Here is a 24,927-nt window from a genome sequence, read left to right as displayed (position 1 = left end):
CGTCAGGCGGCCTCGGCCGATGCGGCCGGCATGCCGCCGCGGCAAGCGAGGCAGAAAGACGCGAATGCCAGCGCCGCCCGCGGATCGTTGCCGTTCGACGGCGGCACGAAAGCGAGCGACACTTGCGCGTGTTTGCGGCCGCCCAACAGGCTGGCGTCGATCCCCTCGACGAGCGCGTTGCGATCGTCCTCGGTGAGGAGCGACGGCCAGCCGCTGATCGCGACGCCCTTGCATGGCTTCACGTTCAGCGTATTGCCGATCGCAAGGCCAAGCCGGAACAGCCGCCGGCGCAATTCCTGCCGCACGCGCGACGAGAGCGGCATCGCGGTCACCCACTCGCTGCCGAGCTCAAGCAACTCGGCTTCCGCGACGCCAAGAAGCTCGGCCAAAGCGGGAAGCGACGTATAAGCCTCGACGCAGCCATGATGACCGCAGCGGCAAATTGGTCCGTCGGCTCCGAACACCATGTGGCCGAGCTCGACCGGCTGGAGGACATCGTCCTCGACCGCGTCATCCATCCAGGTGCCCGCGACGCCCTGACCGACGAAGACGAAGAGATGCGCGCCGCTGAATGGATAATGCTCCGTGCGGCAACGGTGAAAGATGGCGTGCGCGACGACCGAATTGGTGAACTCGACCCGCACGCCGGGAAGCGTCTCGCCGAACATCTCGCTGATCCGCCCGACATCGCAGGGAATGATCGGATTGCCTGACGCGCCCAGCCGGCCGAGACCCGGAATCGAGACGCCGATCTGTGCGAGGGGGATACGTCGACGCCGCGTCCACTCGCGCAGCAATGTCATCGCTTCGCGAAACGCCCGGCCGACCGTCGCGACGGTCGGCGTCTTCGGCAGCGGCACATGCCCGGTGTAGTGCAGTTCGCCCGACAGGCCCCCGACCCCGACGCTGAGCCGCTGAGTGGTCAGCTCGAACGCCGCGAGCGCCACCGCCTTATCGAGCGACACGAGACCCGTGGGGCCACCGACATAAGGGGCAGGGCGCCGCACTTCCTCGATCAGGCCTTCGGCCTTCAGATCGAACAGGATGCGCGACAGGCTCGCTTCCGACAGGCGCACGGCCTTGGCCAGCGGCGGGCGAAAAGACCCGCCTGACTGAAGCAGGTGAGTCAAAATGGCAGCGCGCGTCTGCCGCCGACTTCTCGGCTGCTCCGGCATTTCCATCCCTGTCGTCATTCTTACTTAGAGTAAGAATTTGCGCGCGAAGCGTTGCGACGTCAAGCGTCGGCCGAGATATTGCGCCGACTTGTTGTTGTGCACGGCAGCAGGGTTGTGTCCGTGCAAAACAAAACGGCGCCATCCGGAGATGGCGCCGCTTCGAAAGCCGTGATGGGCTCGATCTTACTTCCGGTTGTTGATCGCAACGTAGTCGCGGCGGGTGACGCCGGTGTAGAGCTGGCGCGGACGGCCGATCTTCTGCTGCGGATCCTCGATCATCTCGCTCCACTGGCTGATCCAGCCGACGGTGCGGGCGACCGCGAACAGCACGGTGAACATCGAGACCGGGAAGCCCATCGCCTTCAGCGTGATGCCCGAATAGAAGTCGACGTTCGGGTAGAGCTTGCGGTCGATGAAGTACTGGTCGCTGAGCGCGATCTTCTCGAGCTCGAGCGCCACCTTCAGCATCGGATCGTCGCCATGGCCGGTCTCCTTGAGCACGGCGTGACACATCTTCTGCATGATCTTGGCGCGCGGATCGTAGTTCTTGTAGACGCGGTGACCGAAGCCCATCAGGCGGACTTCAGAGTTCTTGTCCTTCACCTTGGCGATGAACTCGGGGATCTTGTCGACCGAGCCGATCTCGGCGAGCATCGCGAGCGCTGCTTCGTTGGCGCCGCCATGGGCCGGGCCCCACAGGCAGGCGATGCCGGCCGCGATGCAGGCGAACGGGTTGGCGCCGGAGGAGCCGGCGATACGCACGGTCGAGGTCGAGGCGTTCTGCTCGTGGTCGGCGTGCAGGATGAAGATCTTGTCCAGCGCGTCAGCCAGCACCGGGTTGATCTTGTAGTCCTCGCACGGCACGGCAAAGCACATGTGCAGGAAGTTCTCGGCGAACTTCAGCGAGTTTTTCGGATACACGAAGGGCTGGCCGACCGTGTATTTGTAGGCCATCGCAGCCAGCGTCGGGATCTTGGCGATCATGCGCATGGAGGCGATCATGCGCTGCTTCGGATCGTTGATGTCGGTTGAGTCGTGATAGAACGCGGCGAGCGCGCCGACAGCCGCTACCATGATCGCCATCGGATGGGCGTCGCGGCGGAAGCCCTGGAAGAAGCGGGCCATCTGCTCGTGCACCATCGTGTGATGGATCACGCGGTCGTCGAAATCCTTCTTCTGCGCGGCGGTCGGAAGCTCCCCGAACAGCAGCAGATAGCAGGTCTCGAGGAAGTCGCCATTCTCGGCGAGCTGTTCGATCGGATAGCCGCGGTATTCCAGCACGCCCGCGTCACCGTCGATATAGGTGATCTTGGACTGGCAGCTCGCGGTCGAGGTAAAGCCCGGATCGTAGGTGAACAGGCCGGACTGGCCGTAGAGCTTGCCGATATCGATGACGTCGGGCCCGACGCTGCCGCTGTGGATCGGAAGATCGAAATTCTTGTTTCCGACCGTCAGTGTGGCGGTCTTATTGCTTGGTTTGGCGTCCATCAGAGGTCCCCGATGTATGGTGAAACGGGCCGGACCCGGAGGCCCCGATGAGATATCGCGGGGCAGGCCGGATGTTCCAGAAGGTACGGGTGAGATGGGTATATTATTGCTGTGTGCGCTGCAAGATGGCGCCACGCATGGTCGACTTACGTCGTAGGCTGGCCCTCAGCTAGTCCTTAGCCTGATCCTTAAGCCGGCCCTGGCTTTCCTGGCGTCCCAGGACGTCCAAAACCTCGAATATGCCGGGCGACGTCGTCCGACCGGTCAGCGCGGCCCGCAGCGGCTGGGCGACCGCGCCGAGCTTGAGACTATTTTCCTCGGCAAAGGCGCGCAGCGCGGCTTCCGCATTGGCCGCGCTCCACGTCTCGACTTTCTCCAGCGCGGAATGAAGCTGGCCGATCAGCTTGCGGTTCTCAGGCGTCAGCAGCGCCGCCGCCTTCGGGTCAAGCTCCAGCGGCCGGTCCGCGAAAATGAAATAGGCGCTGTCGATCAGCTCGATCAGCGTCTTGGCGCGCTCCTTCAGGGCCGGCATGGCCTTCAGGAGCTGCGCGCGCGTGGTGTCGTTTAACTTGGCCTTAAGCTCGTCGCGGCTGGGCACGACGTGGTCGAGCACGTCCTCGAACATCTTCACGAGTGATTGATCGTCGGCATTGCGGATGTAGTGGCCGTTGAGGTTTTCCAGCTTGGCAAAATCGAAGCGCGCTGCTGCGCGGCCGACGCTGGCAAGATCGAACGCCGCGATCATCTCCTCCGTCGAGAAGATTTCCTGGTCGCCATGGCTCCAGCCGAGCCGGACGAGATAGTTGCGGAGCGCGGACGGGAGGTACCCCATGGCGCGGTAGGCATCGACGCCAAGCGCGCCGTGCCTCTTGGAGAGCTTTGAGCCGTCCGGGCCATGAATCAGGGGGATGTGGGACATGCTCGGCAGCGTCCAGCCCATCGCGTCGTAGATCTGCTTTTGGCGGGCCGCGTTGATCAAATGGTCGTCGCCGCGGATGACGTGGGTGACGCCCATGTCGTGATCGTCGACCACCACAGCGAGCATGTAGGTCGGGTTGCCATCGCCGCGCAGCAGGACGAGGTCATCCAGATTCTCGTTCTGCCAGACCACGCGGCCCTGGACCTGGTCCTCGATCACGGTCTCGCCGGTCTGGGGCGCACGGAGCCGGATGGTGGGCTTTACGTCGGTCGGGGCCGTCGCCGGATCGCGGTCGCGCCACAGGCCGTCATAGAGGCGCGTGCGCCCCTCTGCGCGCGCCTTCTCGCGCATCGCGGTGAGCTCCTCGGCGGTGGCGTAGCAGCGATAGGCCTTGCCGTCGGCGAGCAGCTGCTCGGCGACCTCGCGGTGGCGGGCGGCGCGGCTGAACTGGTAGATGACGTCGCCATCCCAGCCGAGCTCCAGCCATTTCAGGCCGTCGAGGATGGCGCCGATCGCGGCCTCGGTGGAGCGCTCCCGGTCGGTGTCCTCGATCCGGAGCAGCATCTTGCCGCCGTGCTTCTTCGCATAGAGCCAGTTGAACAGCGCCGTGCGCGCGCCCCCGATATGGAGGAAGCCGGTCGGCGAAGGAGCGAAACGGGTGACGACGGGAGAGGTCATTCTTGGCAGGGCCTATGCATTGGAGGCGCTGGTATATAACAGGACCGGAGCATAACTAAAGCCCGGCAGCGGACCGCCAGGGGTTGCTTGAGACCTTGCTTAAGCCCTTGGCTCAGCCAAGGGAATTTGGCAGAAGGGCCGCTGATTTCCCTACAGGATTTTCGTAATGACAGAACCGGTGGCGAACGAGGTTGGGCGCGATTTCATTCGTGACATCATCCAGGCCGACCTCGAGGAGGCCAAATACAAGGAGATCGTGACCCGGTTCCCGCCGGAGCCGAACGGTTATCTCCATATCGGCCACGCCAAGTCGATCGCGCTCAATTTCGGCATCGCCCAAGAGTTTCCGGGCCGTTGCCATCTGCGCTTCGACGACACCAATCCGGTCAAGGAAGAGCAGGAATATATCGATTCCATCCAGGCCGACGTGCGCTGGCTCGGCTTCGACTGGGGCAAGAACCTGTTCTTCGCTTCGGACTATTTCGACCGCCTCTACGAATGGGCGGAGCAGCTGATCCGCGACGGGCTCGCCTATGTCGATGACCAGACCCAGGAGCAGATTCGTCTTGCGCGCGGCACGCTGACCGAGCCCGGCAAGAACTCGCCGTTCCGCGATCGCACCGTGGATGAAAACCTCGACCTGTTCCGTCGCATGAAGGCGGGCGAATTCCCGAACGGCGCGCGCGTGCTGCGGGCCAAGATCGACATGGGTGCGGGCAACATCAATCTGCGCGACCCCGTGCTGTACCGCATCCTGCATGCGCACCATCCGCGCACCGGGACCAAATGGAGCATCTATCCAAGCTACGACTATGCCCACGGCCAATCGGACGCCATCGAAGGCATCACGCACTCGATCTGCACGCTGGAGTTCGAGGACCATCGGCCGCTCTACGACTGGTTCATCGAGAAGCTGCCGGTGCCCTCGAAGCCGCACCAGTACGAATTCGCGCGGCTGAACCTGACCTACACGCTGCTGTCCAAGCGTGTGCTGACCCAGCTCGTCCGCGAGGGCCATGTCGCGGGCTGGGACGACCCGCGCATGCCCACCATGGCGGGCATGCGCCGCCGCGGCGTGCCGCCGGCCGCGCTTCGCGAATTCGTCAAGCGCATCGGCGTTGCGAAAGCCAATAGCGTGGTCGACGTCGGCATGCTGGAATTCTGCATCCGCGAGGAATTGAACCGCACGTCGCAGCGGCGCATGGCGGTGCTTAAGCCGCTCAAGATCGTGATCGAGAATTATCCCGAGGGGCAGACCGAGGAGCTCGAGGCGATCAACCATCCGGATGATCCCTCCGCCGGCACCCGCAAGATCACGTTCGGCCGTGAGCTCTATATCGAGCAGGACGACTTCATGGAGAACCCGCCGAAAAAGTTCTTCCGTCTGTCGCCGGGCAACGAGGTGCGGCTGCGCTACGCCTATTTCGTCAAGTGCACCGGCGTGATCAAGAACGATGCCGGCGAGGTGGTGGAGCTGCGCTGCACCTACGATCCCGCGACCAAGGGCGGCAACGCGCCCGATGGCCGCAAGGTCAAGGCCACCATGCACTGGCTGCCGGCGGCGACATCCGTGCCCGCGGAAATCCGCATCTACAATCAGCTTTTTGCCAAACCGAGCCCGGACGCCTCGAACTTCGCCGCCGACCTCAATCCGCAGTCACTGGAAATTCTCGCTAATGCCCGCGTCGAGGCATCGGTCGCGGAAAGCAATTCGACCGAGCCGATGCAGTTCGAGCGCCAGGGCTATTTCGTGCGCGACAAGGACTCGACGTCCGACAGACCGGTATTTTCCAGGACTATCGGTCTGCGCGACACGTTCGCGAAGGAAGTTGCCAAAGGCTGAAAAGAGCTGCGAGACCACAATGAGCAACGAAGCCGACGCTATCGTTTCCGGCATCATCGCGAAATGGCGCGCCGGCTTCGCCACGCTCGATGCGGCCGCGCTCTCATCGCTCTATGCGAGGAATGCCTTCTTCTTCGGCTCCAACCCAAAGCTCTACCGGGGCAGGGCCGGCGTCGCAGACTATTTCAACGGCCTGCCGCACTGGCGCAAGCCGAGCGCGGTGTTTTCCGAGGTGACGGCGGCGCAGGCAGGTCCTGATCTGATCAATATGGCCGCGACCATCTCGTTCGATCTCGCCGGCGAACGCCCCGATTTCTCGGTCAAGATGAGCTGGGTCATCATGCGCGAGGACGGCGAGTGGAAGATCGTCAATCACCATGCTTCGTCGCAGGCGCCGCTGATCTGACGAGCGGGCACACGGCTTCGTCATTCTCGTGAGAGAACGAACGTGCTCCCCGCGCGTTGGGGTGGGTCCAACAAGGAACCCACCATGCAGAACATCGCAGAGCATATGGAAGTGATCGGCGCCGACGGCGTCCACATCGGCACCGTCGACAAGGTCGAAGGCAATCGCATCAAGCTGACCAAGAAGGACAGCGGCGAGGGCAGCCACAAGGGCCATCATCACTTCATCGACAAGGGCCTCGTCGCCGATATCGAGGGCAACAAGGTCAGGCTGTCGGCCAAGGCGGATGTGGCCGTGACGATGGAAGAGGAAAAGTAGCGGCCGCGCCCCTTCGTTCCTGATCCGTACCGCTATCCGCCCACCTGCACGTTCCGGTAGCTTCTGGCTTCGTTGCGTATCATCGAGTGCAGGGAATGGCGGAGCCGGGCCGGCCGGTACGATCGCAGGGGATCGCGGGGACGTGGCCCGCGGGCCGCGCCGCGTCCGCGGGCGGCCTCGCGCCTGCAGGCCTCGACCTCTGGACATCGCTGGCCGAGACCCTCCGCGCCTGGCTGCGCGCCGAGGCGGGCGCCGGGCGGCTGTTGCCGTGGGTGCCCGTCGCGTTTGGCTGCGGCATCGCGCTTTATTTCTCTGCCGATCATGAGCCGGTGCTGTGGGTCGTTGCCACGACCGCCATCGCGCTCCTGCTTGGCGCGGCTCTGTTGCGGCGGAGCCGGCTGTTCGCCCCGGCCATCATGATCGCGGCGGTCGCGGCCGGCTTTGCCGTCGCAACCTGGAAGACGGCGCGCATCGCCCACCCGGTGCTGGCAAGGGCGCTCTATTCGGTGTCGTTGTCGGGCTTCGTCGAGGCTCGCGACATCCGCGAGCGTACCGATCGTTTCGTGCTGCGCGTCACGGCGATGGAGGCGCAGCGCAGCGACGTCAGGCTCGAGCGCGTGCGCCTGTCGGTCCGCAAGGGCACCGCGCCGGAGGTCGGTAGCTTCGTTCAGCTGAAGGCACGGCTGATGCCGCCACTCGCGCCGGTGCGGCCCGGCAGCTACGACTTTTCGCGTGACATGTTCTTCCAGGGCATCGGCGCCTCCGGCTTCGCGATGGGCGCCATCACGGTGGCGTCGCCGCCTGAGACCGGCGGCTTACGGCTGCGTTACGCGGCCTTCATGCAAGGCCTGCGCGATGCGATCGATGCCCGCATCCGGGCGACGCTCGACGGCGACAATCGGGCGATCGCGACCGCGCTGCTCACCGGGCGGCGCGATGCGATCACCACGCCCGTCAACGATGCGATGTTCATCTCCGGCCTCGGCCACGTGCTCTCGATCTCCGGTTATCACATGGCCGTCGTTGCCGGCGTCGTGTTCTTCGCGGTGCGCGCGCTGCTCGCTCTGATCCCCGGACTGGCAGCCGGCTTCGCCATCAAGAAATGGTCGGCCGCCGCCGCGCTGGTCGCCGCTGCGTTCTACCTGCTGCTGTCGGGCGCGGAGGTCGCCACGCAAAGGTCGTTCTTCATGACGGCGGTGGTGCTGATCGCGGTGATGGTCGATCGCCGCGCCATCACCTTCCGCACGCTTGCTGTGGCTGCGCTGATCGTGCTGGCGGTCGCGCCGGAAGCGCTGGTGCATCCGAGTTTTCAGATGTCGTTTGCGGCAACGCTCGGCTTGGTCGCACTGGTGCAAATCGGCATGCCCAATTTGTTTGCCTCGCCGGACAATTCGGCGACTGCGCGCATTGCGATGTGGGGTGGGCGCGAGATTGCGATGCTGTTCATGGCTTCGCTGATTGCGGGACTTGCGACCACGCCCTATGCCGCCTTTCATTTCCACCGTGTCACGCCGTTCGGCGTGCTCGCCAATCTCGGCGCGATGCCCGTGGTCTCTGCGCTGGTGATGCCGGCGGGGCTGTTGGGGCTGCTTGCTGCGCCGTTCGGGCTGGACAGCGTGTTCTGGTGGCTGATGGGGATTGGCATCGAGTGGATGGTCGCGGTCTCGCGCTGGGTCGCGGCCTTGCCGGGCGCGGTGGGCCGCATCCCGGCGTTCGGGATCGCGCCGCTGATCGCGGCGAGCCTGGGAATCATTGTGCTCGGCTTGTTGCGCACGCCGCTGCGCTGGTCCGGCGCCCTGGTGCTGCTGGCAGCGATCCTCTGGGGACTGTCGGCGCGGCAGCCCGACATCCTGATTGCCGGGGATGGCGCGAGCGTCGCGGTGCGGGGCAGGGACGGATATCTGCACCTGATCAGGACGAACAAGGACGGCTTTCTGCTCAAGGAATGGCTCGCTGCCGACGCCGATCCGCGCGATGCGGGCAGAGCCTCGCTTGCCGATGGCGTGTCCTGCGACGAATCCGGCTGCGTGACGCCACTGGCCGACGGGAGGCTGGTCGCGCTGGCACTGCGCGTCGACGCTCTCGCAGACGATTGCAGTCGGGCCGCCCTGGTGGTGACGACTCGTCCCGCGCCGCCCGATTGCGCGGCGATGGTGGTCGATCGGCAGCGGCTCGCCAGCCAGAGCGCGCTGGCGCTGACGCAGCGTGGTGACGGTTTTGTGGTTCAGGCAGTGAGGGCGAGAGGCACGAGCCGCCCCTGGTTGCCGGCCGGCGCCGGCGAGGGTGATTTCGACGGCAGCCTCGCGCCAAAGTCGACCGCGCCTCGCATCAAGGACGCAACGCCGGCGGACACCGACCTGCAAGCCGACGATTGATCTGATGGTGCGGAGCAACGCAGTGGTTCGGTGCGTCCGTTCGGATTCGCGGGGCGCAAACCACACCATCTCGCCGGCCACGGCCGGCGATGGCGATTCAATCCTGACCTCCGACCTCGTAGCCGGAGGGCGGCTCTGTCAGCCGATCGGCAGGTGCGTGACGGTCGGCTGCCTGTCGGCGGTGATCTGCGCCTTGTGCTCGCGCTCGGTGACCGACTGAGTCACCGGCAGTTGCAGCACCGTCGCGCGCTGGCCTTCGACGAGCTGCGTCACCAGCACGTATTTGCCGTCGGGGAATTCGATCGCATCATGATGGCGGTCGGGAACGTGCGGATCGATCTTGCCGAACTTGCCGACGCGGGAATTGATGGTGCGCGTCCAGATCCAGCGATTGTCGTAGCGGACGTCGTCGGCGAAGGCGAGCTCCGTCCCCGGCAGCAGGCAGACGGCGACGGACGGATCGGCTGCAGAGGCGAAGCCGCGCGTCGAGGTGCCGCGGAAGCTTGTCGTGACGATCGTCTCGCCGACTTCGGCGGGGCGCGACGCGACGGCATGTAGGCTGTAGTCACACATCGGGTGCTCCTCATGCTGGGATAGCAACCCGCGTCTCTTATCGAGGCGCAGGCCTCTATCAGAGTGGAAGCACGAACGCTGTGCTTGGTTGTGGGCAAATCTGCGGCTGGCTTCCGCAAGCCGCGATCACATTATCTTTCCCGAATTCAATAGGAACAAAGCTCGCCGCGATGCATTCGGGAGGCGCGTACGCGAACATTGCCAACTTGGCTGCAACGGCCGAACTTGACCGCTGGTCGCTGTTTCCTCGAACAACCGAGCCGCGAAGCGGTGCTGCTTGAAGCGGTGCTGCTTCGTCGGCGTGGCGAGGAGCCAGCGTTGGAGGAGGGGCCGGATAGTCTGTGCAGAACCAGAAAGGCTATCCAGCCGGAGCGGACGATGATCCGCTCCAATCTCTGACCGGCGATGCCGATCGGAAGCGCGCGAGGCGCCAAGCACCTCCGGCATGAAGTGCTTCCGATATGAAGTACTGCCGATAGAAAGGACTCCCGGTATCAGTACTTCCGGTAAAGCCCGATCAGCTTGCCCTGAATCTTCACCCGGTTGGGCGGCAGGATGCGGACCTCATAGGCCGCGTTGGCGGGCTCGAGCGCGATCGAGGCGCCGCGACGGCGGAAGCGCTTCAGCGTCGCTTCCTCGTCGTCGATCAGCGCCACCACGATGTCGCCGGTATCGGCGCTCTCGTTGCGCTGGATCAGGGCCATGTCGCCGTCGAGAATGCCGGCTTCGACCATCGAGTCGCCGCGCACTTCCAGCGCGTAATGCTCGCCCGAGCCGAGCATGTCAGGCGGTACGCTGATAGTATGGCTGCGGGTCTGCAACGCCTCGATCGGCGTGCCGGCCGCGATGCGGCCCATCACCGGCACCGCGACGGGACGTTCGCCCTCGTCAGCGGGCAGGCTCGCGCTCGCACGCACCTTGCCGAGATTGCCCTCGATGACGCTCGGCGTGAAGCCGCGGCGGCTGCCAGCGGCTGCCTGGAGCTCCGGCAGCTTGATGACTTCAATCGCACGGGCGCGGTTGGGCAGGCGTCGGATGAAGCCACGCTCCTCGAGCGCCGTGATCAGGCGATGGATGCCCGACTTCGAGCGCAGATCGAGCGCATCCTTCATCTCGTCGAAGGAGGGCGGCACGCCGCTTTCCTTCAGACGTTCACTGATGAACCGCAGAAGCTCGTATTGTTTGCGCGTTAACATCTCGACCAAAGTCCCCCGGTTGATGTCGTCCGATTCCGAGACGCTGAATTCGGCCATAAGCCGCTGCATGCTCGAAACAAATCATGAACAGACACTATATGTTCGATACATGTTCCGCAACTGCTTAATTTACCGTGAACAGAGCAAAGTGCGCGGAACGCGCGTTGCGGGGGCGCTCAGACGGGGAGCCGCAACACTTCGCAAGCCGTGCCGGCTTCGGCCTTCGGCGCGAATGGTGCGCGGACGAGAAGTACCTGTGCTGCAGCGAGATTCGCAAGCAGCGAAGAGTCCTGATGATTGACGGGAACAACGACGCGTGTGCCATCGTCACGCTCCTCAAGATGCGCGCGCAGATAGTCCTCGCGCTGGTCGTTGGCGCCGACGTCGCGGCCGAGCACGGCGCGTTCACGGCGATGGTGAATCACTGAACGGCCCGACAGGGCGCGAATCAGCGGCACCATGAACAGGAAAGCGCACACGTAGGACGATACGGGATTGCCCGGCAGGCCGATCACACCCATTGCGCCGAGTCGCCCGTGCATCATCGGCTTGCCTGGCCGCATCGCGATCTTCCAGAACGCCATCGCGATGCCTTCGTCCCGCAGTGCCTGCTGGACCAGATCGTGGTCGCCGACCGATGCGCCGCCGGTCGTGATCAGGACGTCGGCGCCGCTCTCGCGGGCGCGGCGGATGCCGGCGGTGGTGGCCTCGAGCGTGTCGGCGGCAATACCGAGGTCGATGGTCTCGGCGCCCTCGCTGCGGGCGAGCGCGTGCAGGGCGTAGCCGTTGGAATAGACGATCTGGCCGTGGCCGGGCGTGGTGCCCGGCATCACCAGCTCGTCGCCGGTGGCGAGAATCGCGACCTTCGGACGCCTGACAACGGCAAGGTGCGGATGATTCATCCCGGCGGCGAGCGCGAGGTCTCGCTCGGTCAGACGGCTTCCCTTGCGCAGGAGCACGTCGCCCTCGCGGAAATCGACGCCGGCGGGGCGGATGTGCCGGCCGGCGATCGCGGCTTCCTTGATCGTGATGCGCTTGCCGGCGGCGACCGTGTCCTCCTGGATCACGACGGCGTCCGCGCCAAAGGGAATGACGCCGCCGGTGAAGATCCGCACGGCCTCGCCGGCTCCGACCGTCCCCTCGAACGGTCGGCCCGCTGCGACTTCGCCGATGACGGTGAGCTCCGAATCGATCGTCGCGGCGTCGGCCGCGCGCACCGCGTAGCCGTCCATCGCCGACATCGCTTGCGGCGGCTGCGTGCGCCGCGCCACGACGTCACGCGCGAGCACGCGATGGTAGGCCTCGTCGAGGGAAATCATTTCTTCCGGCAGCGGCTCTGCACCCGCCAGCACCGCGGCAAGCGCGTCAGAAACCGGCATCAAGGCCACGGCGAAAACTCCTGCTCGGCACGTTCGGGCGAATGTTCCGCACGTCTTCTAGCCGAGCGCAGGCGCAGAGGCAAAAGCGGCTGAGCAGGCACAGTCATCCCGCCCCTTCACATTGTTCCGGAAGGCAGGATCAAGCGCGTCGCGGCATGATCCGAAGGAGGTCACAGATCGGCAGGAGAGTGGTCATGGAAGCGACGAAAATCATGGCAAGGCGAGAACGCGCCATGGCCTGAATCGATCAGCTCCCTGCCTGCCCGGGAGTTACGTCGGGCGCCTTGGATCCCTGATCCTTGTCGGGCAGCGGGTCGGCTTGGGATTTCAGGTCGGCGGCCTTGCTCACAAGCTTGGCGGAAAGGTCCGAATCTGAAGTTGTCCTCGCGAATTCAAGAAGAAGAGAGGCCTGCTTGGTGAGGTAGGTTTTGCCCAGCACGATGATGCATCCGTCCGTAGAAGTCCCAACGGACTCTAAGAGTCCGGAAGGCGGTATTCCGTTCCCGGAACTCTGTATAAAAATGTACAAAGTGATCCGGTTCCTCAATTTTTCAAAATTGGTCCGTCGGGCCGTGCCGTCGTGGGTTTCGCGACAACGGACCGTCGTCAAATGCCCAATGCCTTCAATGCGTTCCCGACGTCACGCGGCGAGGTCACATGCACCGCCGTCAAGCCGCGCGCGCGCGCTCCCTCGATGTTTTCGGCAAGATCGTCGAAGAACACGATGCGCCCGGCGGGCACGCCGATCGCCGCAACGACGTGGTCGAAGGCCTCCGCATCCGGTTTGCGCAGGCCGATGCTGGACGACAAATACAGCTCGCGGAAATGGCCGAGGAGGTCGGCATATTCCCTCGAGAAATGGTCCACGTGCGGCCGGTTGGTGTTGGAGAAAGCATAGAGCGGCATCTGTTTCGCTGCGCGCGGCAGCAGCTCGGCGATGTCAGGCATTTCGCCGGCGAAAATCGCGTTCCAGCCTTCCAGGAACTGCGCATCCGAAATGCCGATTCCGAGCGAGGCTCGCAATGAGGCGAAATAGTCCTCATCGCTGATCTTCCCCATCTCGTGCAACCGATAGGCTTCGCTGTCCCGCACATAGCGCGCGACGATGGCTTCGGGCTTGCAGCCGGCATGTCCCGCCCAGCAGGCGATCGCCTTGGAGAAATCGATATCGAGCACGACGCGGCCGAGATCGAACAGGAGCGCATCCGCGCTGCCGGGAGAGAGCGATGTCACCTGCGTCCTTTCACTCAGTATCGATACGGCTCGTGGTCGAACAGCGGAAACGCGCTGAACACACTCGGCGCGTTGGTTGCGGTCGCCTGGTGCAGGCAGGATTTGTTGACCTCGGCGAACGAGGTCGCACCCAAGAGGCCGAGGCAGCGCAGCACTTCGTCCTCGAGCAGTTCCAGCATGCGCGCCACGCCGGCTTCGCCGGCCGCCGCCAGCGCCCAGCATTGCAGCCGGCCGATGCCGACGAGGTCGGCGCCCGCCGCGATCGCCTTGACGATGTCGGTGCCGCGACAGACACCGCCATCGACCATGATCTTGGCGCGGCCGTTCACGGCGTCGACGATCTCGGGCAGCACGTGCATGGCGCCGCGACCGTGATCGAGCTGACGGCCGCCATGGTTGGAGACGTAGATCCATTCGACGCCGTGATCGATCGCGATCAGCGCGTCCTCTGGCGTCGCGATGCCCTTGAGGATCAGCGGGATCTTGAACTTGTCCTTGATCATCTTCACCGTCCGCCACTCCAGACCCTTCTGGTAATCGCCCCCGGTGGCGCGCAAGCGGCTCTCGCGAACGTAGCGCTTGGCGATGTCACGTTCGCGGCGGCTGTAGTGGGCGGTGTCGACGGTCAGGCAGAAGGCGGCGTAGGCGTTCTTCTCGGCCCGGCTGATGACGTCGGCGACGAAGGCGTCATCGCCGCGCACATAGAGCTGGTAGAGCCGCAGCGCGTCGGACGCAGCTTCGGCGGTCTTTTCTAGGCCGGGCTCGGACACCGAACTGAGCATGTGCGCCGCACCGAAAGTGCCGCAGGCGCGTGCCACGCTCGCCGCACCATCCGGATCGAAGATCTCGAGCGCGCCGACCGGGGCGAGGACCACGGGCAGGCGCATCTTGCGGCCGAACTGTTCGACCGAACCTGTAACCTTGCGAACATCGCGCAGCACGCGCGGGCGGAAAGCGATCTCGTCCAGCGCCATGCGGTTGCGACGCATCGTGGTCTCGGTCTCGGCCGCGCCGACGATATAGTCCCATGCATTCTGGTTGAGGTTGGCGCGGGCTTTCCGGATGAATTCATGCAGATTCTGGAACGGCTCGGTGCTAGCGCCGAGCTCGACGTTCCTTTCCGGTTGGATGCGGGGTGCTTCGTTCATTGTTATCCTCCCGAGAATTTGAAGCCTTCCCTGATCGCCTAACCCGTCCGGGGCGCCAAAACCATCCTAAAATGGCATGGCTGCGAGGCGCGGGCCGGCCGGCCGACCCCCGCGGCGCACGAACCGGTCCTGCAACGTTGCCGAAAGTTTGGGTCCGGACCAACCGATTTTTACGGTGTACCCGCCGGCGTGGCATCCCGGCCTTGAAGAAACCAGAATGGTATTGTGAGAAGCAGGCTGGATCGCCATTTGCATGGCGGCTCCCAGCCCCACCGAACCGCGAAGCAAAAAGGCCAGCCTATCCATGCGGAAAACCCTGCTGTTTCCACTGGGCGCGCTCACCGGAGCGTGTCTGACCCTTTTGGTAGCCAGTCCGCACGGCGGCGTATGGGCGGCACGGGCGGCAGCGAGCGCGGATGACGCCTATTCCAAGCTCAATCTGTTCGGCGAAGTGTTCGAGCGGGTGAAGGCGAGCTATGTCGAGAAGCCTGACAATGCCAAGCTGATCGAAGGCGCGATCACCGGCATGGTGACCTCGCTCGATCCGCACTCGCGCTACATGAACGACAAGGCCTGGACCGAGATGCAGGAGACCACCTCCGGCGAGTTCGGCGGGCTCGGCATCGAGGTCACGATGGAGGAGGGGCTGGTCAAGGTCGTCTCGCCGATCGACGACACGCCGGCATCCAAGGCCGGCATCATGTCGGGCGACCTCATCAGCAAGATCGACGGCGATGCCGTGCAGGGCATGACGCTCGAGCAGGCCGTCAACAAGATGAAGGGGCCGGTCGAGACCCAGACCAAGCTCACGATCGTGCGCAAGGGCGCCGACGCCCCGCTCGACGTCGCGATCAAGCGCGAGATCATCCATGTGCGTCCCGTGCGCTTCCACGTCGAGAACGGGGATATCGGCTATATCCGCGTCACCTCGTTCAACGAGCAGACCACCGATGGCCTGAAGAAGGCGATCGCATCGATCACCAAGGAGGTTCCGCCGGAGAAGCTGGTAGGCTACGTGATGGACCTGCGCAACAATCCGGGCGGATTGCTCGACCAGGCCGTGTCGGTGTCGAGCGCGTTCCTGCAGCGTGGCGAGGTCGTCTCGACCCGCGGCCGCAATCCGGAAGAGACCCAGCGCTTTACCGCCCATGGTGGCGACCTCACCAAGGGCAAGCCGCTGGTGGTTCTCGTCAACGGCGGCTCCGCCTCAGCCTCGGAAATCGTGGCCGGCGCGCTGCATGACCACAAGCGCGCGACGCTGATCGGCACGCGCTCGTTCGGCAAGGGCTCGGTGCAGACCATCATTCCGCTCGGCACCGGCAACGGCGCGCTGGCGCTGACCACGGCGCGCTACTACACGCCCTCGGGCCGCTCGATCCAGGCCCAGGGCATCGCGCCCGACATCGAGATCCTCCAAGACGTGCCGCCCGAGCTGAAGGGCCGGATGGACACCATGGCGGAGTCCCAGATGCGCGGTCATCTCCAGGCAGCCGACGGCACCGAGCAGACCGGGTCGCAGTCCTATGTCCCACCGGAAGCGAAAGACGACAAGGCCCTGCATACGGCCTACGACTTCCTGCACGGCCAAACCGCGAATGCGGTCGCCGCCAAGCCGGCGTCGAAGGCTGCGGTGCCGAACTAGGCGCTCGCGACGGTAAGGTGTTGATCGCCCGGGAGCGGATAGCCGTTCCCGGGCGAACTTGTTTCGGGACGCTGTGTCAGCTCGGGTTCATGGCCGCGAAGGTGGCCTCGTAGCAGCCATCGCGCTCGGCCCAGCGGCGGGCGCGGTCGCGCTCGACCAGACCTCGCCGCTGGACCCGCAACTCCAGCAATTGCATGACCTCCGCGACACCCTGCGTCGTGTGTATCGAGGAGAGCTTCTGGGAATGCCGCTGCGCCGACCACGAGGTCCGAACTAGCTTGCCTCGCGGCGCCGGCCTTCCTCGCCATTACGCCGGGCGAGACGGCTGCGATGAGCTGCGAACAGCTCCAGCACCTTGTCGGCGGGCTTTGCGGCGCTGAACAGATAACCCTGCATCTCGGAGCAGCCGAGCGCGCGCAGCAACCGCTGCTGCTCCTCGGTCTCGACGCCCTCGGCCGTGGTGGTCATGCGACGGGCGGCCGCGAGATTGACGAGCGCCTGCACGATGCTGGCGGAGCCGTCGGGGCCGGCGATGTCGTTGACGAAGCAGCGGTCGATCTTGATCTTGTCGAACGGGAAGCGGTGCAGATAGCTTAGCGAGGAGTAGCCGGTGCCGAAATCGTCCAGCGCGATGCGGACGCCGATGGCGCGGAGTTGATGCAGGATCGCAAGCGCCGTGTCGTCGTCGCGGATCAGCACCGCCTCGGTGATTTCGAGCTCGAGCCGGCTCGCCGACAAATTGGAGGCGGCAAGCGCCGCCATGATCTTCAGCGCCAGCGTGCCGCTCTTGAATTGCACCGGCGAGACGTTGACGGCGAGGCGGATGTCGTCGGGCCAGTTCGCCGCGTCCCGGCAGGCGGTCGCCAGCACCCATTCGCCGATCTCGTTGATCAGGCCGGTGTCCTCGGCGATCGGAATGAACTCGGCCGGCGAGACCATGCCGCGCTCGGGATGGCGCCAGCGCACCAGCGCCTCGCAGCCGGTGATGCGGTCGTCCTTCAGGCTGAGGCAGGGCTGGTAATACACCTCGAGGCCGCCTTCGCGTCCGCCTTGGGCGATGGCGTGGCGCAGGGCGATCTCGAGCTGCCGCCGCTCGTGGATCTTGGCGTCCATCTCCGGCTCGAAAAAACGGTAGGTGCGGCGCCCGGCGGCTTTGGCGGCGTACATCGCCATATCCGCGTTCTTCAGGATCTGGTCCAGCGCCGTTCCATGTTGCGGCGCCAGCGCGATGCCGATGCTGGCGTCGGTGGCAAGATGATGTCCCATGCAGTCGAACGGCGCGCGGATGGCCTCAAACACCCGCGCGACGAGTTCGTTGACCTGATCCAGCGATGTCACCGCGCTCTGGACGATGGCAAATTCGTCGCCGCCGAGGCGCGCCACGAAGTCCGTCGGCCCCGCACAGCGGTGGAGGCTCTGCGCGACCGACTTCAGGAGCTCGTCGCCGACGAGATGCCCGAGCGCGTCGTTGACGCCCTTGAACTCGTCGATGTCGATGTAGTGCACCGCGAGTTGTTCGCCGCCGGCGACGAGATCGAGTTCCTGACGCAGATGCTCGTGGAACATGGTGCGGTTGGGCAGGTCGGTCAGTGCGTCGTAATGAGCGAGATGGGTGATGCGCTCCTCGATACGCCGGCGCTCCGTGATGTCCTCATGCGTCGCCACCCAGCCGCCATCCGTGAGCGGTTCGTTCACGATCTGGATCGAGCGACCGTCGGAGGTCTCGACCACCATGGAATTGCGCACGTGGACGTCGCGCAGGACCCGTGCGACATACTGGTCCGCATCGCCGGTGAACGAGCCGGTGGCTTTGCGGTGTGCAATGATGTCGTGAAAGCTGCAGCCGGGTCTCACGATTTCGGCCGACAGCCCGTACATCTCGATGTAGCGCTGATTGCAGATCACGAGCTGCTGCGAGGCGTCGAACAGCAGCAGGCCCTGGGTCATGTTGTTGACGGCGCGGTCGAGACGCTGCTTTTCCAGCGTCAGCCGTTCCCGCGAAAGACGATGCTGCTCCAGGAGCTTGCGAACGATCGCGATCAACACGCCCGCGATGGCGAGCGCGGAAGAGGCCGCGACCGAGATCAGGATGCCGATCTGCTCGCGCCAGTCCGTCAGGGCCGTCGCGCGCGTCGTGGTGGCCATCATCAGGATCGGGAAGTGAGGCAGGGCATGTGAGGAAATCAGCCGGTCCTCGCCGTCAACGGGGCTCATGAAGCGGCCGGTAAAATGGTCGAGCCCGAAAACCCTTTGATGCGCGAACGGACCGTTCTTGAAATTCCGTCCCATCAATTCACTGGAATGGGGATAACGGGCGAGCATCGTGCCGTCCCGGTGCAGCATCGAGATCGTCGTGCTTTCGCCGAGCACGGCTGACTCGAAGAATTTTTCGAAGTTTGCCGGCTCGATGCCGCGTCCGACCACACCCATGAATTCGCCGTTCGGTCCGACGACCTTGCGCACGATCAGGATGGTCCATGCGCCGGAGATGCGACTGTAGAGTGGCTCGATCAGGACGTCGGGAGCGTCGGGATCGTACCGGAAGGTCTGGAAATAGGCGCGATCGGCAACGTTCACGTTCGGGGCCGGCCATGCCGCCGACGAATTGATCAAATTGCCTTCGGCATCGATGATATTGACGCCGCCCATGTAGGGCAGTGCCTCGATCTTCGAACGCAGCATCCGGTGGAGGTCCTGGCCGGCGAGGCGCTTGCGATAGTCCGCCGCACTGGTGATGCCGCTTGCGCGGACGTAGTCGACGAAATCCTTCTGGATGACCGCGAAATCCTGCAATTGCTGGTCGAAATGATGGGCCAGCATCAGCACGGTGTTTTCCAGCTCGCGCCCGGAGCTGCGCAGCGCACGTTCGCGGAAATTCTGCGCCATCAGCGTCGCGCCGACGGCGATCGCAGCGATCAACAGTGTGCCGCCCACCACCAGCCAGCGGATCGGTCCGCTGCGCACGAAGGCCTGGTCAAAAAGGCGACTGCCGAATCCCGTCATCATGATCGATCGTTGTCGTGCACACGCCAGGGTCAATTCTTGGCCCCGGAAACATCCGTTGGTTTACGGGAACGGAGTGGAGGCGAAGTTAGCAAGCTGGGTTAATGGGCCGTGAAGGGACCCTCGCAAAAGCAATCAATATGCGATCGAGTATGGGCTGATTGCGCTCGCGATCGTCGCCGTGGTGGACGGCCTGGGCAGCAAGCTCAATTCAAAATTCGGGTCGATCAGCGCGTCGTTGAAGTAGCAGCCGCAATCAGACGCGGTAATGGCCGGACTTGCCGCCGAGCTTCTCGACCAGATGGATGCCTTCGATGCGCACGCCGCGCTCCACCGCCTTGATCATGTCGTAGATGGTGAGGCAGGCGACCGAGACGGCGGTGAGCGCTTCCATCTCGACGCCGGTCGGGCCCGTGACCTTCACGCTGGCGCGGACGAGGCAGCCCGGCAGCGTTGCGTCTGGCTCGATCTCGACCGTCACCTTCGACAGCGCGAGCGGATGGCAGAGCGGGATCAGCTCCGCGGTGCGCTTGGCGGCCATGATGCCGGCGATGCGGGCGGTGCCGAGCACGTCGCCCTTCTTGGCGTTGCCGGACACGATCAGGTCAAGCGTCGCCCTGGTCATGACGACGCGTCCTTCCGCGACCGCGAGCCGCTCGCTGGCGGGCTTGTCCGACACGTCAACCATCCGCGCCTCGCCGGAGGCGCCGATATGGGTGAGGGCAGGGCCGGTCTTGGTGTTGGACTGGGTCTTGGACTCGGACTTGGCTGGTTTCGTCGCGGTCGGCTTGCGGGCCATGTCAGCGCGTGCCCGTCGCGCGCGCCGTCGTCTCGCGCGCCAGCAATGTGCGCGTCGCAGCGGTAACATCGGCTTGCCGCATCAGGCTCTCGCCGACCAGGAAGGTCGACATGCCGACGCGCTCGAGCCGGGCGAGATCGGCGGGCGTGAAGATGCCGCTCTCGCCGACCATCAGCCGGTCGCCGGGGATCAGCGGCGCCAATGTTTCGCTGGTCGCAAGCGTGGTTTCGAAGGTGCGCAAATTGCGATTGTTAACGCCGATCATCGGCGAACGCAGCTTCAGCGCGCGGTCAAGCTCGGCGCGGTCGTGGATCTCGATCAGCACGTCCATGCCGTGGGCGATGGCGGCATCCTCGAGCTCCTTGGCCGCGGCATCATCGAGCGCCGCCATGATGATCAGGATGCAGTCGGCGCCGTGCGCGCGGGCCTCCGCCACCTGATAGATGTCGAACATGAAATCCTTGCGCAGCACCGGCAGTGACGTTGCCGCGCGGGCCGCCACCATGAAGTCGAGATGGCCCTGGAACGAGGGCGTGTCCGTCAGCACGGACAGGCAGGCAGCGCCGCCGGCCTCATAGGCCCTGGCCAACAGCGGCGGATCGAAATCGGCGCGGATCAGGCCCTTTGACGGCGACGCCTTCTTGACCTCCGCGATCAGCGCGTAGTCGCCATTGGCGTGCTTGGCCTTGATCGCGCGCAGGAAGCCGCGCGGTGCTGCTTGCGCCTTGGCCTTCGCCTCTACCGCCGACAGCGGCTGCGCGCGCTTGGCCGCAGCGATTTCTTCGCGCTTGTAGGCTTCGATCTTGGTCAAGATGTCCGACATGTCAGGCTCAGCCGTTCGAGACCGCGATCAAATGTTTCAGCCGCGCGCGCGCCGCGCCGCTGTCGAGTGATTTTGCGCCGATCACGACACCTTCCTTGAGATCCCCGGCACGCCCCGCCACGACCAATGCGGCAGCGGCGTTGATCAGCGCGACGTCACGGTAGGGGCTCGGTTTGCCGTCGAGCACGCCCTGCAAGGCGATAGCGTTGGCGTCGGCGTCGCCGCCTTTGAGTGCACCGGCCTCGCAGCGCGGCAGGCCCGCGTCCTCCGGCGTCACCTCGAAATTCCGGATCTCGCCATTGTGGAGCGCGGAGACGAAGGTCGGGCCGGTGAGGGTGATTTCGTCGAGGCCGTCTGAACCGTGCACGACCCAGGCGGATTCAGAGCCGAGGTTCTTGAGCACTTGCGCCAGCGGCTGCACCCATTGCCGGGAGAACACGCCGACCATCTGCCGCTTCACACCGGCCGGATTGGACAACGGACCGAGCAGGTTGAAGATCGTGCGTGTCGCAAGCTCCACCCGGGTCGGGCCGACGTTCTTCATGGCGGGATGATGGGCGGGCGCGAACATGAAGCCGATGCCGCATTCGCGTATGCAGCGGCCGACCTGCTCCGGCCTCAGATCGATCTTCACCCCGAGCGAAGCCAGCACGTCGGCAGCGCCCGAACGCGACGATAGCGCGCGGTTGCCGTGCTTGGCCACCGGCAGACCGGCGCCCGAAACGATGAAGGAGGCACAGGTCGAGACATTGACCGAGCCGGAGCCGTCGCCGCCGGTGCCGACAATGTCGACGGCGTCCGCGGGCGCATCGACCGTGAGCATCTTGGAGCGCATGGCCGAGACCGCGCCGGTGATCTCGTCCACGGTCTCGCCGCGTACCCGCAACGCCATCAGCAGGCCGCCCATTTGCGAGGGCGTAGCCTCGCCGGACATCACGGCGTCGAAGGCGGAAGCCGCTTCGTCACGCGACAGGCTGGCGCCGGTCGCCACTTTTCCAATGATCGATTTCAGGTCGTCCATCGCGTGCTTTCAACTCACTGGTTCGCGCCGGTCACCTGCGCGAAGGCGGCCTGATTAATCGTGGTCCCGATGTCGGTTTCAAGCTTGTTGACGTAGGACGCGACCTGCTCCTCGGTCTGCGCGCGGTCGAGACTGTCCTTCAGCTTCTTGACCGCATCGGAAGCGGCATCGACGGTGGGATCGATGATCTCGGTAACGCGGAACACGATCACCTCGGTGCCGCCGGTCACTGCCGTCTGCCCGACGCCGTCCTTGGCGACGCGGAAGGCGGCCGACACGATGGCCGCGGGCACGCTGGCGGGCGAGTCGTCCCGCTTGAAGCCGGTGGCGGTCTCGACCTTGGCGCCGATCGCGGCTGCTTCGTCGGCGAGCTTGCCGCCAGATTCGAGCTTCTGCACCATCTCGGTCGCCTTGGCCTTCAGCTTGGTCGCGATCTGGTCCTGGCGCCAGCGCACCTCGACCTGGTCGCGAACCTCGTCGAGATTGCGGTCGCGCGAGGGCGTGATGGCAAGCACGTCGTACCAGACATAGCCGCCCTTGAACGAGATCGAGTCGTTGTCGACGCCGACATCGGTGTTAAAGGCCTGCGACACCACGTCGAGGCCCTGCGGAATGCCGGAGACCGGCTGGCCGCTCGGCGCGCGGCCGGAACGGTCGACGGCGTCGATGGTCACGGCGGTGAGGCCGAGCTTCTGCGCCGCGTCGATCACGCTGGCACCGCCGCCGCGCTCGTCTTCCATCTTGTCGCGGAGATCGGCGACCTTGACGCGCGCACGCTCGGTGGCGATCTCGCGCTTGATGTCGGCGGCAACGCTCGCGTAGTTCGCCTCAGTGCCCGGCTCGATCTTTTCGACCTTGACGATCGACGTGCCGAGACGGCCCTGGATCGGCTGGCTGATTTCACCGGCGGGAAGCGCGAAGACAGCGTCTCCAACTGCGGGATCGAGCGAGGATTTGGTCACGAGCCCGAGATCGACGTCAGACGCGCTCAGTCCGCGCTCCTTGCCGAGGTCCTCGAACGACGTCCCGCTGGTGAGCCGCTCGCGTGCGGCCTGTGCCTCGGCGGCGTTGGGGAATACGATCTGCTGGATTTGGCGCTTCTCCGGCGTGCCGAGCCGGTCCTTGCGCTGGTCGAATGCTTTCTTGGCGTCCTCGTCCGACACCTCGCTCCACTTGCCGATCTCCTCCGGCGAGACCACGACGAACGCGATCTTGCGATATTCGGGCGCGCGGAACTGGACCTTGTGATCCTCGAAATAGGCGGCGAGCGCCTCCGGCGATGGCGCGTCGATGGTGCCTGCCTGGGCTGCGTCGAGCCTGACGAATTCAATGGCGCGCTGCTCGTTCTGGAAGCGCGTCAGCACGTCGAGCATCGCCTTCGGCGGCTCGAGGCCGGCACCGAGCGTGCCGGTGATCTGCCGACGCAGTGAGACCTTGCGCTGCTCCGAAACGTAGCGCTGCTCGGTATAGCCGAAATTGCGGATCACGGACTGAAAGCGGTTCGAATCGAAGTTGCCGCCGACGCCCTTGAAGTTCGGGTCGTTCATGATGAGCTGGCGGATCTGGTCGTCGGACTGGCCGAGCCCGAGCCGGCGCGCCTCTTCGTCGAGGGCGGCTTCCGCGATCGTCTGCTGGAGCACCTGACGGTCGAGGCCGAAGGCGCGCGCCTGCTCAGGCGACAGCGGCCGGCCGAACTGGCGGCTGATCTGCTGGAGGCGATCAGTGTAAATCTGGCGGAACTCGTTCAACGAAATCTCGGTGCCGCCGACCTTGGCCACGGTGGATTGCCCAAAACCCTTGAAGATGTCGGCAATGCCCCAAACGCCGAAACTGATGATTAGCACGCCCATCACAATGGCCATAATGGTCTTGCCGAGCCAGTTTGATGAGGCCTTGCGCATTCCTCGAAGCATTTGGTCCAACTTGTTTGGCAGGAGGGGAACGGGAGCGCGTCTTAATGCAGATTCCGCAAAAGCGCGTCACCAAATTGATCAATCATCATAAAGTGGTGGCTTTCCCCCCGCAACCTCGGGTCTAGCGGGCTTTCGATCCCTGCGGTTAAAAGCCCCTGGTCTCTGGAACTGCCACGGGACCTCTGCTAGCGCATGAACAAACCAAATTTTGCTGGAATTTGACATGACCGATGCCATCCGCCCCCTGATCGCCGGCAACTGGAAAATGAACGGCCTCAAGGCCTCGACTGCCGAATTCGACGCCATGCTCAATGGCGCGGCAGAGGTGGCCGGCAAAGCCGAGCTGCTGGTTTGCCCGCCGGCGACCCTGATCGCTGTCTTTGCCGAGAAGGCACGCGGCAAGAAGGTCGCGGTGGGGGCCCAGGATTGCCACCCCAAAGCCTCGGGCGCCCATACCGGCGACATCGCCGCCGAAATGCTAGCGGATTCGGGTGCGACCGCCGTCATCGTCGGCCATTCCGAGCGCCGCGCCGACCATGGCGAGGGCGATGCCCTGATCCGGCAGAAGGCTGAGGCCGCCTGGCGCGCCGGGGTGACGGCGATCGTCTGTATCGGAGAGACGCAGGGCCAGCGCGATGCGGGCCAGACCCTGGATATCCTGCGCGGCCAGCTCACCGGCTCGCTGCCGGATGGCTCGACCTCCGCCAATCTGGTCGTGGCCTATGAGCCGGTCTGGGCGATCGGCACCGGCCTGACCCCGACGTCTCGGGATGTCGAGCAGATTCATGGCTTTATCCGGGAATTCCTGACCTCCAGGTTCAAGGCCGACGGCGCCGGGATGCGCATTCTCTATGGCGGCTCGGTCAAGCCCTCGAACGCGGCCGAGCTGATGGCCGTGAAGAACGTCAATGGCGCGCTGGTCGGCGGGGCCAGTCTGAAGGCGGCCGATTTCCTTGCGATTGCGCAGGGCTGCCCTATTTAGGCAGGGCCGTCCC

Annotated in this window: 21 protein-coding genes; 7 read left to right on the top strand and 14 right to left on the bottom strand. The window is 64.8% G+C overall.

Annotated elements, in window-relative coordinates; genetic code table 11:
• Positions 1-2: 2 nt before the first annotated feature.
• The 3 genes from ACFQX9_RS25375 to gltX all read right to left on the bottom strand — a co-directional run bounded on the left by ACFQX9_RS25375 (position 3) and on the right by gltX (position 4,260).
• Positions 3-1,181 (bottom strand): ROK family transcriptional regulator, encoded by a 1,179-nt coding sequence (locus tag ACFQX9_RS25375; RefSeq protein WP_198957573.1) that lies wholly within the window; start codon positions 1,179-1,181, stop codon positions 3-5.
• Positions 1,182-1,358: 177 nt separating this feature from the next.
• Positions 1,359-2,663, bottom strand: a complete 1,305-nt coding sequence (gene gltA / locus ACFQX9_RS25370) for a citrate synthase (RefSeq protein WP_018458093.1) — start codon at positions 2,661-2,663, stop codon at positions 1,359-1,361.
• 169 nt (positions 2,664-2,832) lie between these two features.
• The gene (gene gltX / locus ACFQX9_RS25365; RefSeq protein WP_085353254.1) at positions 2,833-4,260 is read right to left on the bottom strand and encodes a glutamate--tRNA ligase; all 1,428 of its coding nucleotides are present in this window, start codon (positions 4,258-4,260) and stop codon (positions 2,833-2,835) included.
• Positions 4,261-4,426: 166 nt separating this feature from the next.
• Here gltX and ACFQX9_RS25360 point away from each other — a divergent pair, with 166 nt between their 5' ends.
• The 4 genes from ACFQX9_RS25360 (at position 4,427) to ACFQX9_RS25345 (ending at position 9,202) form a co-directional block, all read left to right on the top strand.
• On the top strand, positions 4,427-6,103 hold the full coding sequence (locus tag ACFQX9_RS25360; protein ID WP_085395031.1) for a glutamine--tRNA ligase/YqeY domain fusion protein: 1,677 nt from the start codon (positions 4,427-4,429) through the stop codon (positions 6,101-6,103).
• Positions 6,104-6,122: 19 nt separating this feature from the next.
• Positions 6,123-6,509: a nuclear transport factor 2 family protein gene (locus ACFQX9_RS25355; protein WP_377790995.1), complete on the top strand. Its 387-nt coding sequence runs from the start codon at positions 6,123-6,125 to the stop codon at positions 6,507-6,509.
• A gap of 84 nt (positions 6,510-6,593) precedes the next feature.
• Complete coding sequence (locus tag ACFQX9_RS25350; RefSeq protein WP_007610829.1) at positions 6,594-6,827, top strand: DUF2171 domain-containing protein; 234 nt, start codon at positions 6,594-6,596, stop codon at positions 6,825-6,827.
• A 95-nt stretch (positions 6,828-6,922) separates the two neighbouring features.
• The gene (locus ACFQX9_RS25345; protein WP_247336797.1) at positions 6,923-9,202 is read left to right on the top strand and encodes a ComEC/Rec2 family competence protein; all 2,280 of its coding nucleotides are present in this window, start codon (positions 6,923-6,925) and stop codon (positions 9,200-9,202) included.
• Between the two features lie 138 nt (positions 9,203-9,340).
• Here ACFQX9_RS25345 and ACFQX9_RS25340 read toward each other — a convergent pair whose 3' ends face one another.
• From ACFQX9_RS25340 to ACFQX9_RS25315, 6 genes are all read right to left on the bottom strand, one after another.
• The gene (locus tag ACFQX9_RS25340; protein WP_018458088.1) at positions 9,341-9,775 is read right to left on the bottom strand and encodes a hypothetical protein; all 435 of its coding nucleotides are present in this window, start codon (positions 9,773-9,775) and stop codon (positions 9,341-9,343) included.
• 494 nt (positions 9,776-10,269) lie between these two features.
• Positions 10,270-10,971, bottom strand: coding sequence for a transcriptional repressor LexA (gene lexA, locus ACFQX9_RS25335; protein ID WP_026233499.1), 702 nt, complete (start codon positions 10,969-10,971; stop codon positions 10,270-10,272).
• A gap of 176 nt (positions 10,972-11,147) precedes the next feature.
• A complete protein-coding gene (gene glp, locus ACFQX9_RS25330; RefSeq protein ID WP_085395034.1) occupies positions 11,148-12,359 on the bottom strand; it encodes a gephyrin-like molybdotransferase Glp in 1,212 nt (403 codons plus the stop codon).
• Between the two features lie 238 nt (positions 12,360-12,597).
• Positions 12,598-12,789, bottom strand: coding sequence for a hypothetical protein (locus ACFQX9_RS25325; RefSeq protein WP_026233498.1), 192 nt, complete (start codon positions 12,787-12,789; stop codon positions 12,598-12,600).
• A 167-nt stretch (positions 12,790-12,956) separates the two neighbouring features.
• On the bottom strand, positions 12,957-13,583 hold the full coding sequence (locus ACFQX9_RS25320) for an HAD family phosphatase (RefSeq protein WP_085395035.1): 627 nt from the start codon (positions 13,581-13,583) through the stop codon (positions 12,957-12,959).
• 14 nt (positions 13,584-13,597) lie between these two features.
• Positions 13,598-14,731: an alpha-hydroxy acid oxidase gene (locus tag ACFQX9_RS25315; RefSeq protein ID WP_377790994.1), complete on the bottom strand. Its 1,134-nt coding sequence runs from the start codon at positions 14,729-14,731 to the stop codon at positions 13,598-13,600.
• A gap of 304 nt (positions 14,732-15,035) precedes the next feature.
• On the opposite strand from ACFQX9_RS25315, the gene ACFQX9_RS25310 reads away from it, so the two are divergent.
• The gene (locus ACFQX9_RS25310; protein WP_026233497.1) at positions 15,036-16,373 is read left to right on the top strand and encodes a S41 family peptidase; all 1,338 of its coding nucleotides are present in this window, start codon (positions 15,036-15,038) and stop codon (positions 16,371-16,373) included.
• 273 nt (positions 16,374-16,646) lie between these two features.
• On the opposite strand, the gene ACFQX9_RS25305 is transcribed toward ACFQX9_RS25310, so the two are convergent.
• Complete coding sequence (locus ACFQX9_RS25305; protein WP_018458080.1) at positions 16,647-19,379, bottom strand: EAL domain-containing protein; 2,733 nt, start codon at positions 19,377-19,379, stop codon at positions 16,647-16,649.
• 142 nt (positions 19,380-19,521) lie between these two features.
• On the opposite strand from ACFQX9_RS25305, the gene ACFQX9_RS25300 reads away from it, so the two are divergent.
• On the top strand, positions 19,522-19,623 hold the full coding sequence (locus ACFQX9_RS25300) for a Flp family type IVb pilin (RefSeq protein ID WP_085353576.1): 102 nt from the start codon (positions 19,522-19,524) through the stop codon (positions 19,621-19,623).
• Between the two features lie 9 nt (positions 19,624-19,632).
• On the opposite strand, the gene moaC is transcribed toward ACFQX9_RS25300, so the two are convergent.
• Genes moaC through ACFQX9_RS25280 form a run of 4 tightly spaced genes read right to left on the bottom strand, consistent with a single transcriptional unit; the run spans position 19,633 to position 23,932 of the window.
• Entirely contained in the window at positions 19,633-20,175 is a 543-nt protein-coding gene (moaC, locus tag ACFQX9_RS25295; RefSeq protein WP_018458079.1) for a cyclic pyranopterin monophosphate synthase MoaC, read from the bottom strand.
• A 1-nt stretch (position 20,176) separates the two neighbouring features.
• On the bottom strand, positions 20,177-20,998 hold the full coding sequence (trpC, locus tag ACFQX9_RS25290; protein WP_018458078.1) for an indole-3-glycerol phosphate synthase TrpC: 822 nt from the start codon (positions 20,996-20,998) through the stop codon (positions 20,177-20,179).
• A gap of 7 nt (positions 20,999-21,005) precedes the next feature.
• Positions 21,006-22,019, bottom strand: coding sequence for an anthranilate phosphoribosyltransferase (gene trpD / locus ACFQX9_RS25285; protein ID WP_085362122.1), 1,014 nt, complete (start codon positions 22,017-22,019; stop codon positions 21,006-21,008).
• A gap of 14 nt (positions 22,020-22,033) precedes the next feature.
• Positions 22,034-23,932 (bottom strand): SurA N-terminal domain-containing protein, encoded by a 1,899-nt coding sequence (locus tag ACFQX9_RS25280; protein WP_377790993.1) that lies wholly within the window; start codon positions 23,930-23,932, stop codon positions 22,034-22,036.
• A gap of 223 nt (positions 23,933-24,155) precedes the next feature.
• On the opposite strand from ACFQX9_RS25280, the gene tpiA reads away from it, so the two are divergent.
• The gene (gene tpiA, locus ACFQX9_RS25275) at positions 24,156-24,914 is read left to right on the top strand and encodes a triose-phosphate isomerase (RefSeq protein WP_085395037.1); all 759 of its coding nucleotides are present in this window, start codon (positions 24,156-24,158) and stop codon (positions 24,912-24,914) included.
• Positions 24,915-24,927 lie beyond the last annotated feature (13 nt).

The sequence above is a fragment of the Bradyrhizobium sp. GCM10028915 genome (assembly GCF_042666195.1).
Taxonomy (GTDB): domain Bacteria; phylum Pseudomonadota; class Alphaproteobacteria; order Rhizobiales; family Xanthobacteraceae; genus Bradyrhizobium; species Bradyrhizobium canariense_D.
The sequence above is the reverse complement of the archived record's forward strand: the minus strand, read 5'-3'. Positions and strand labels throughout refer to the sequence as shown.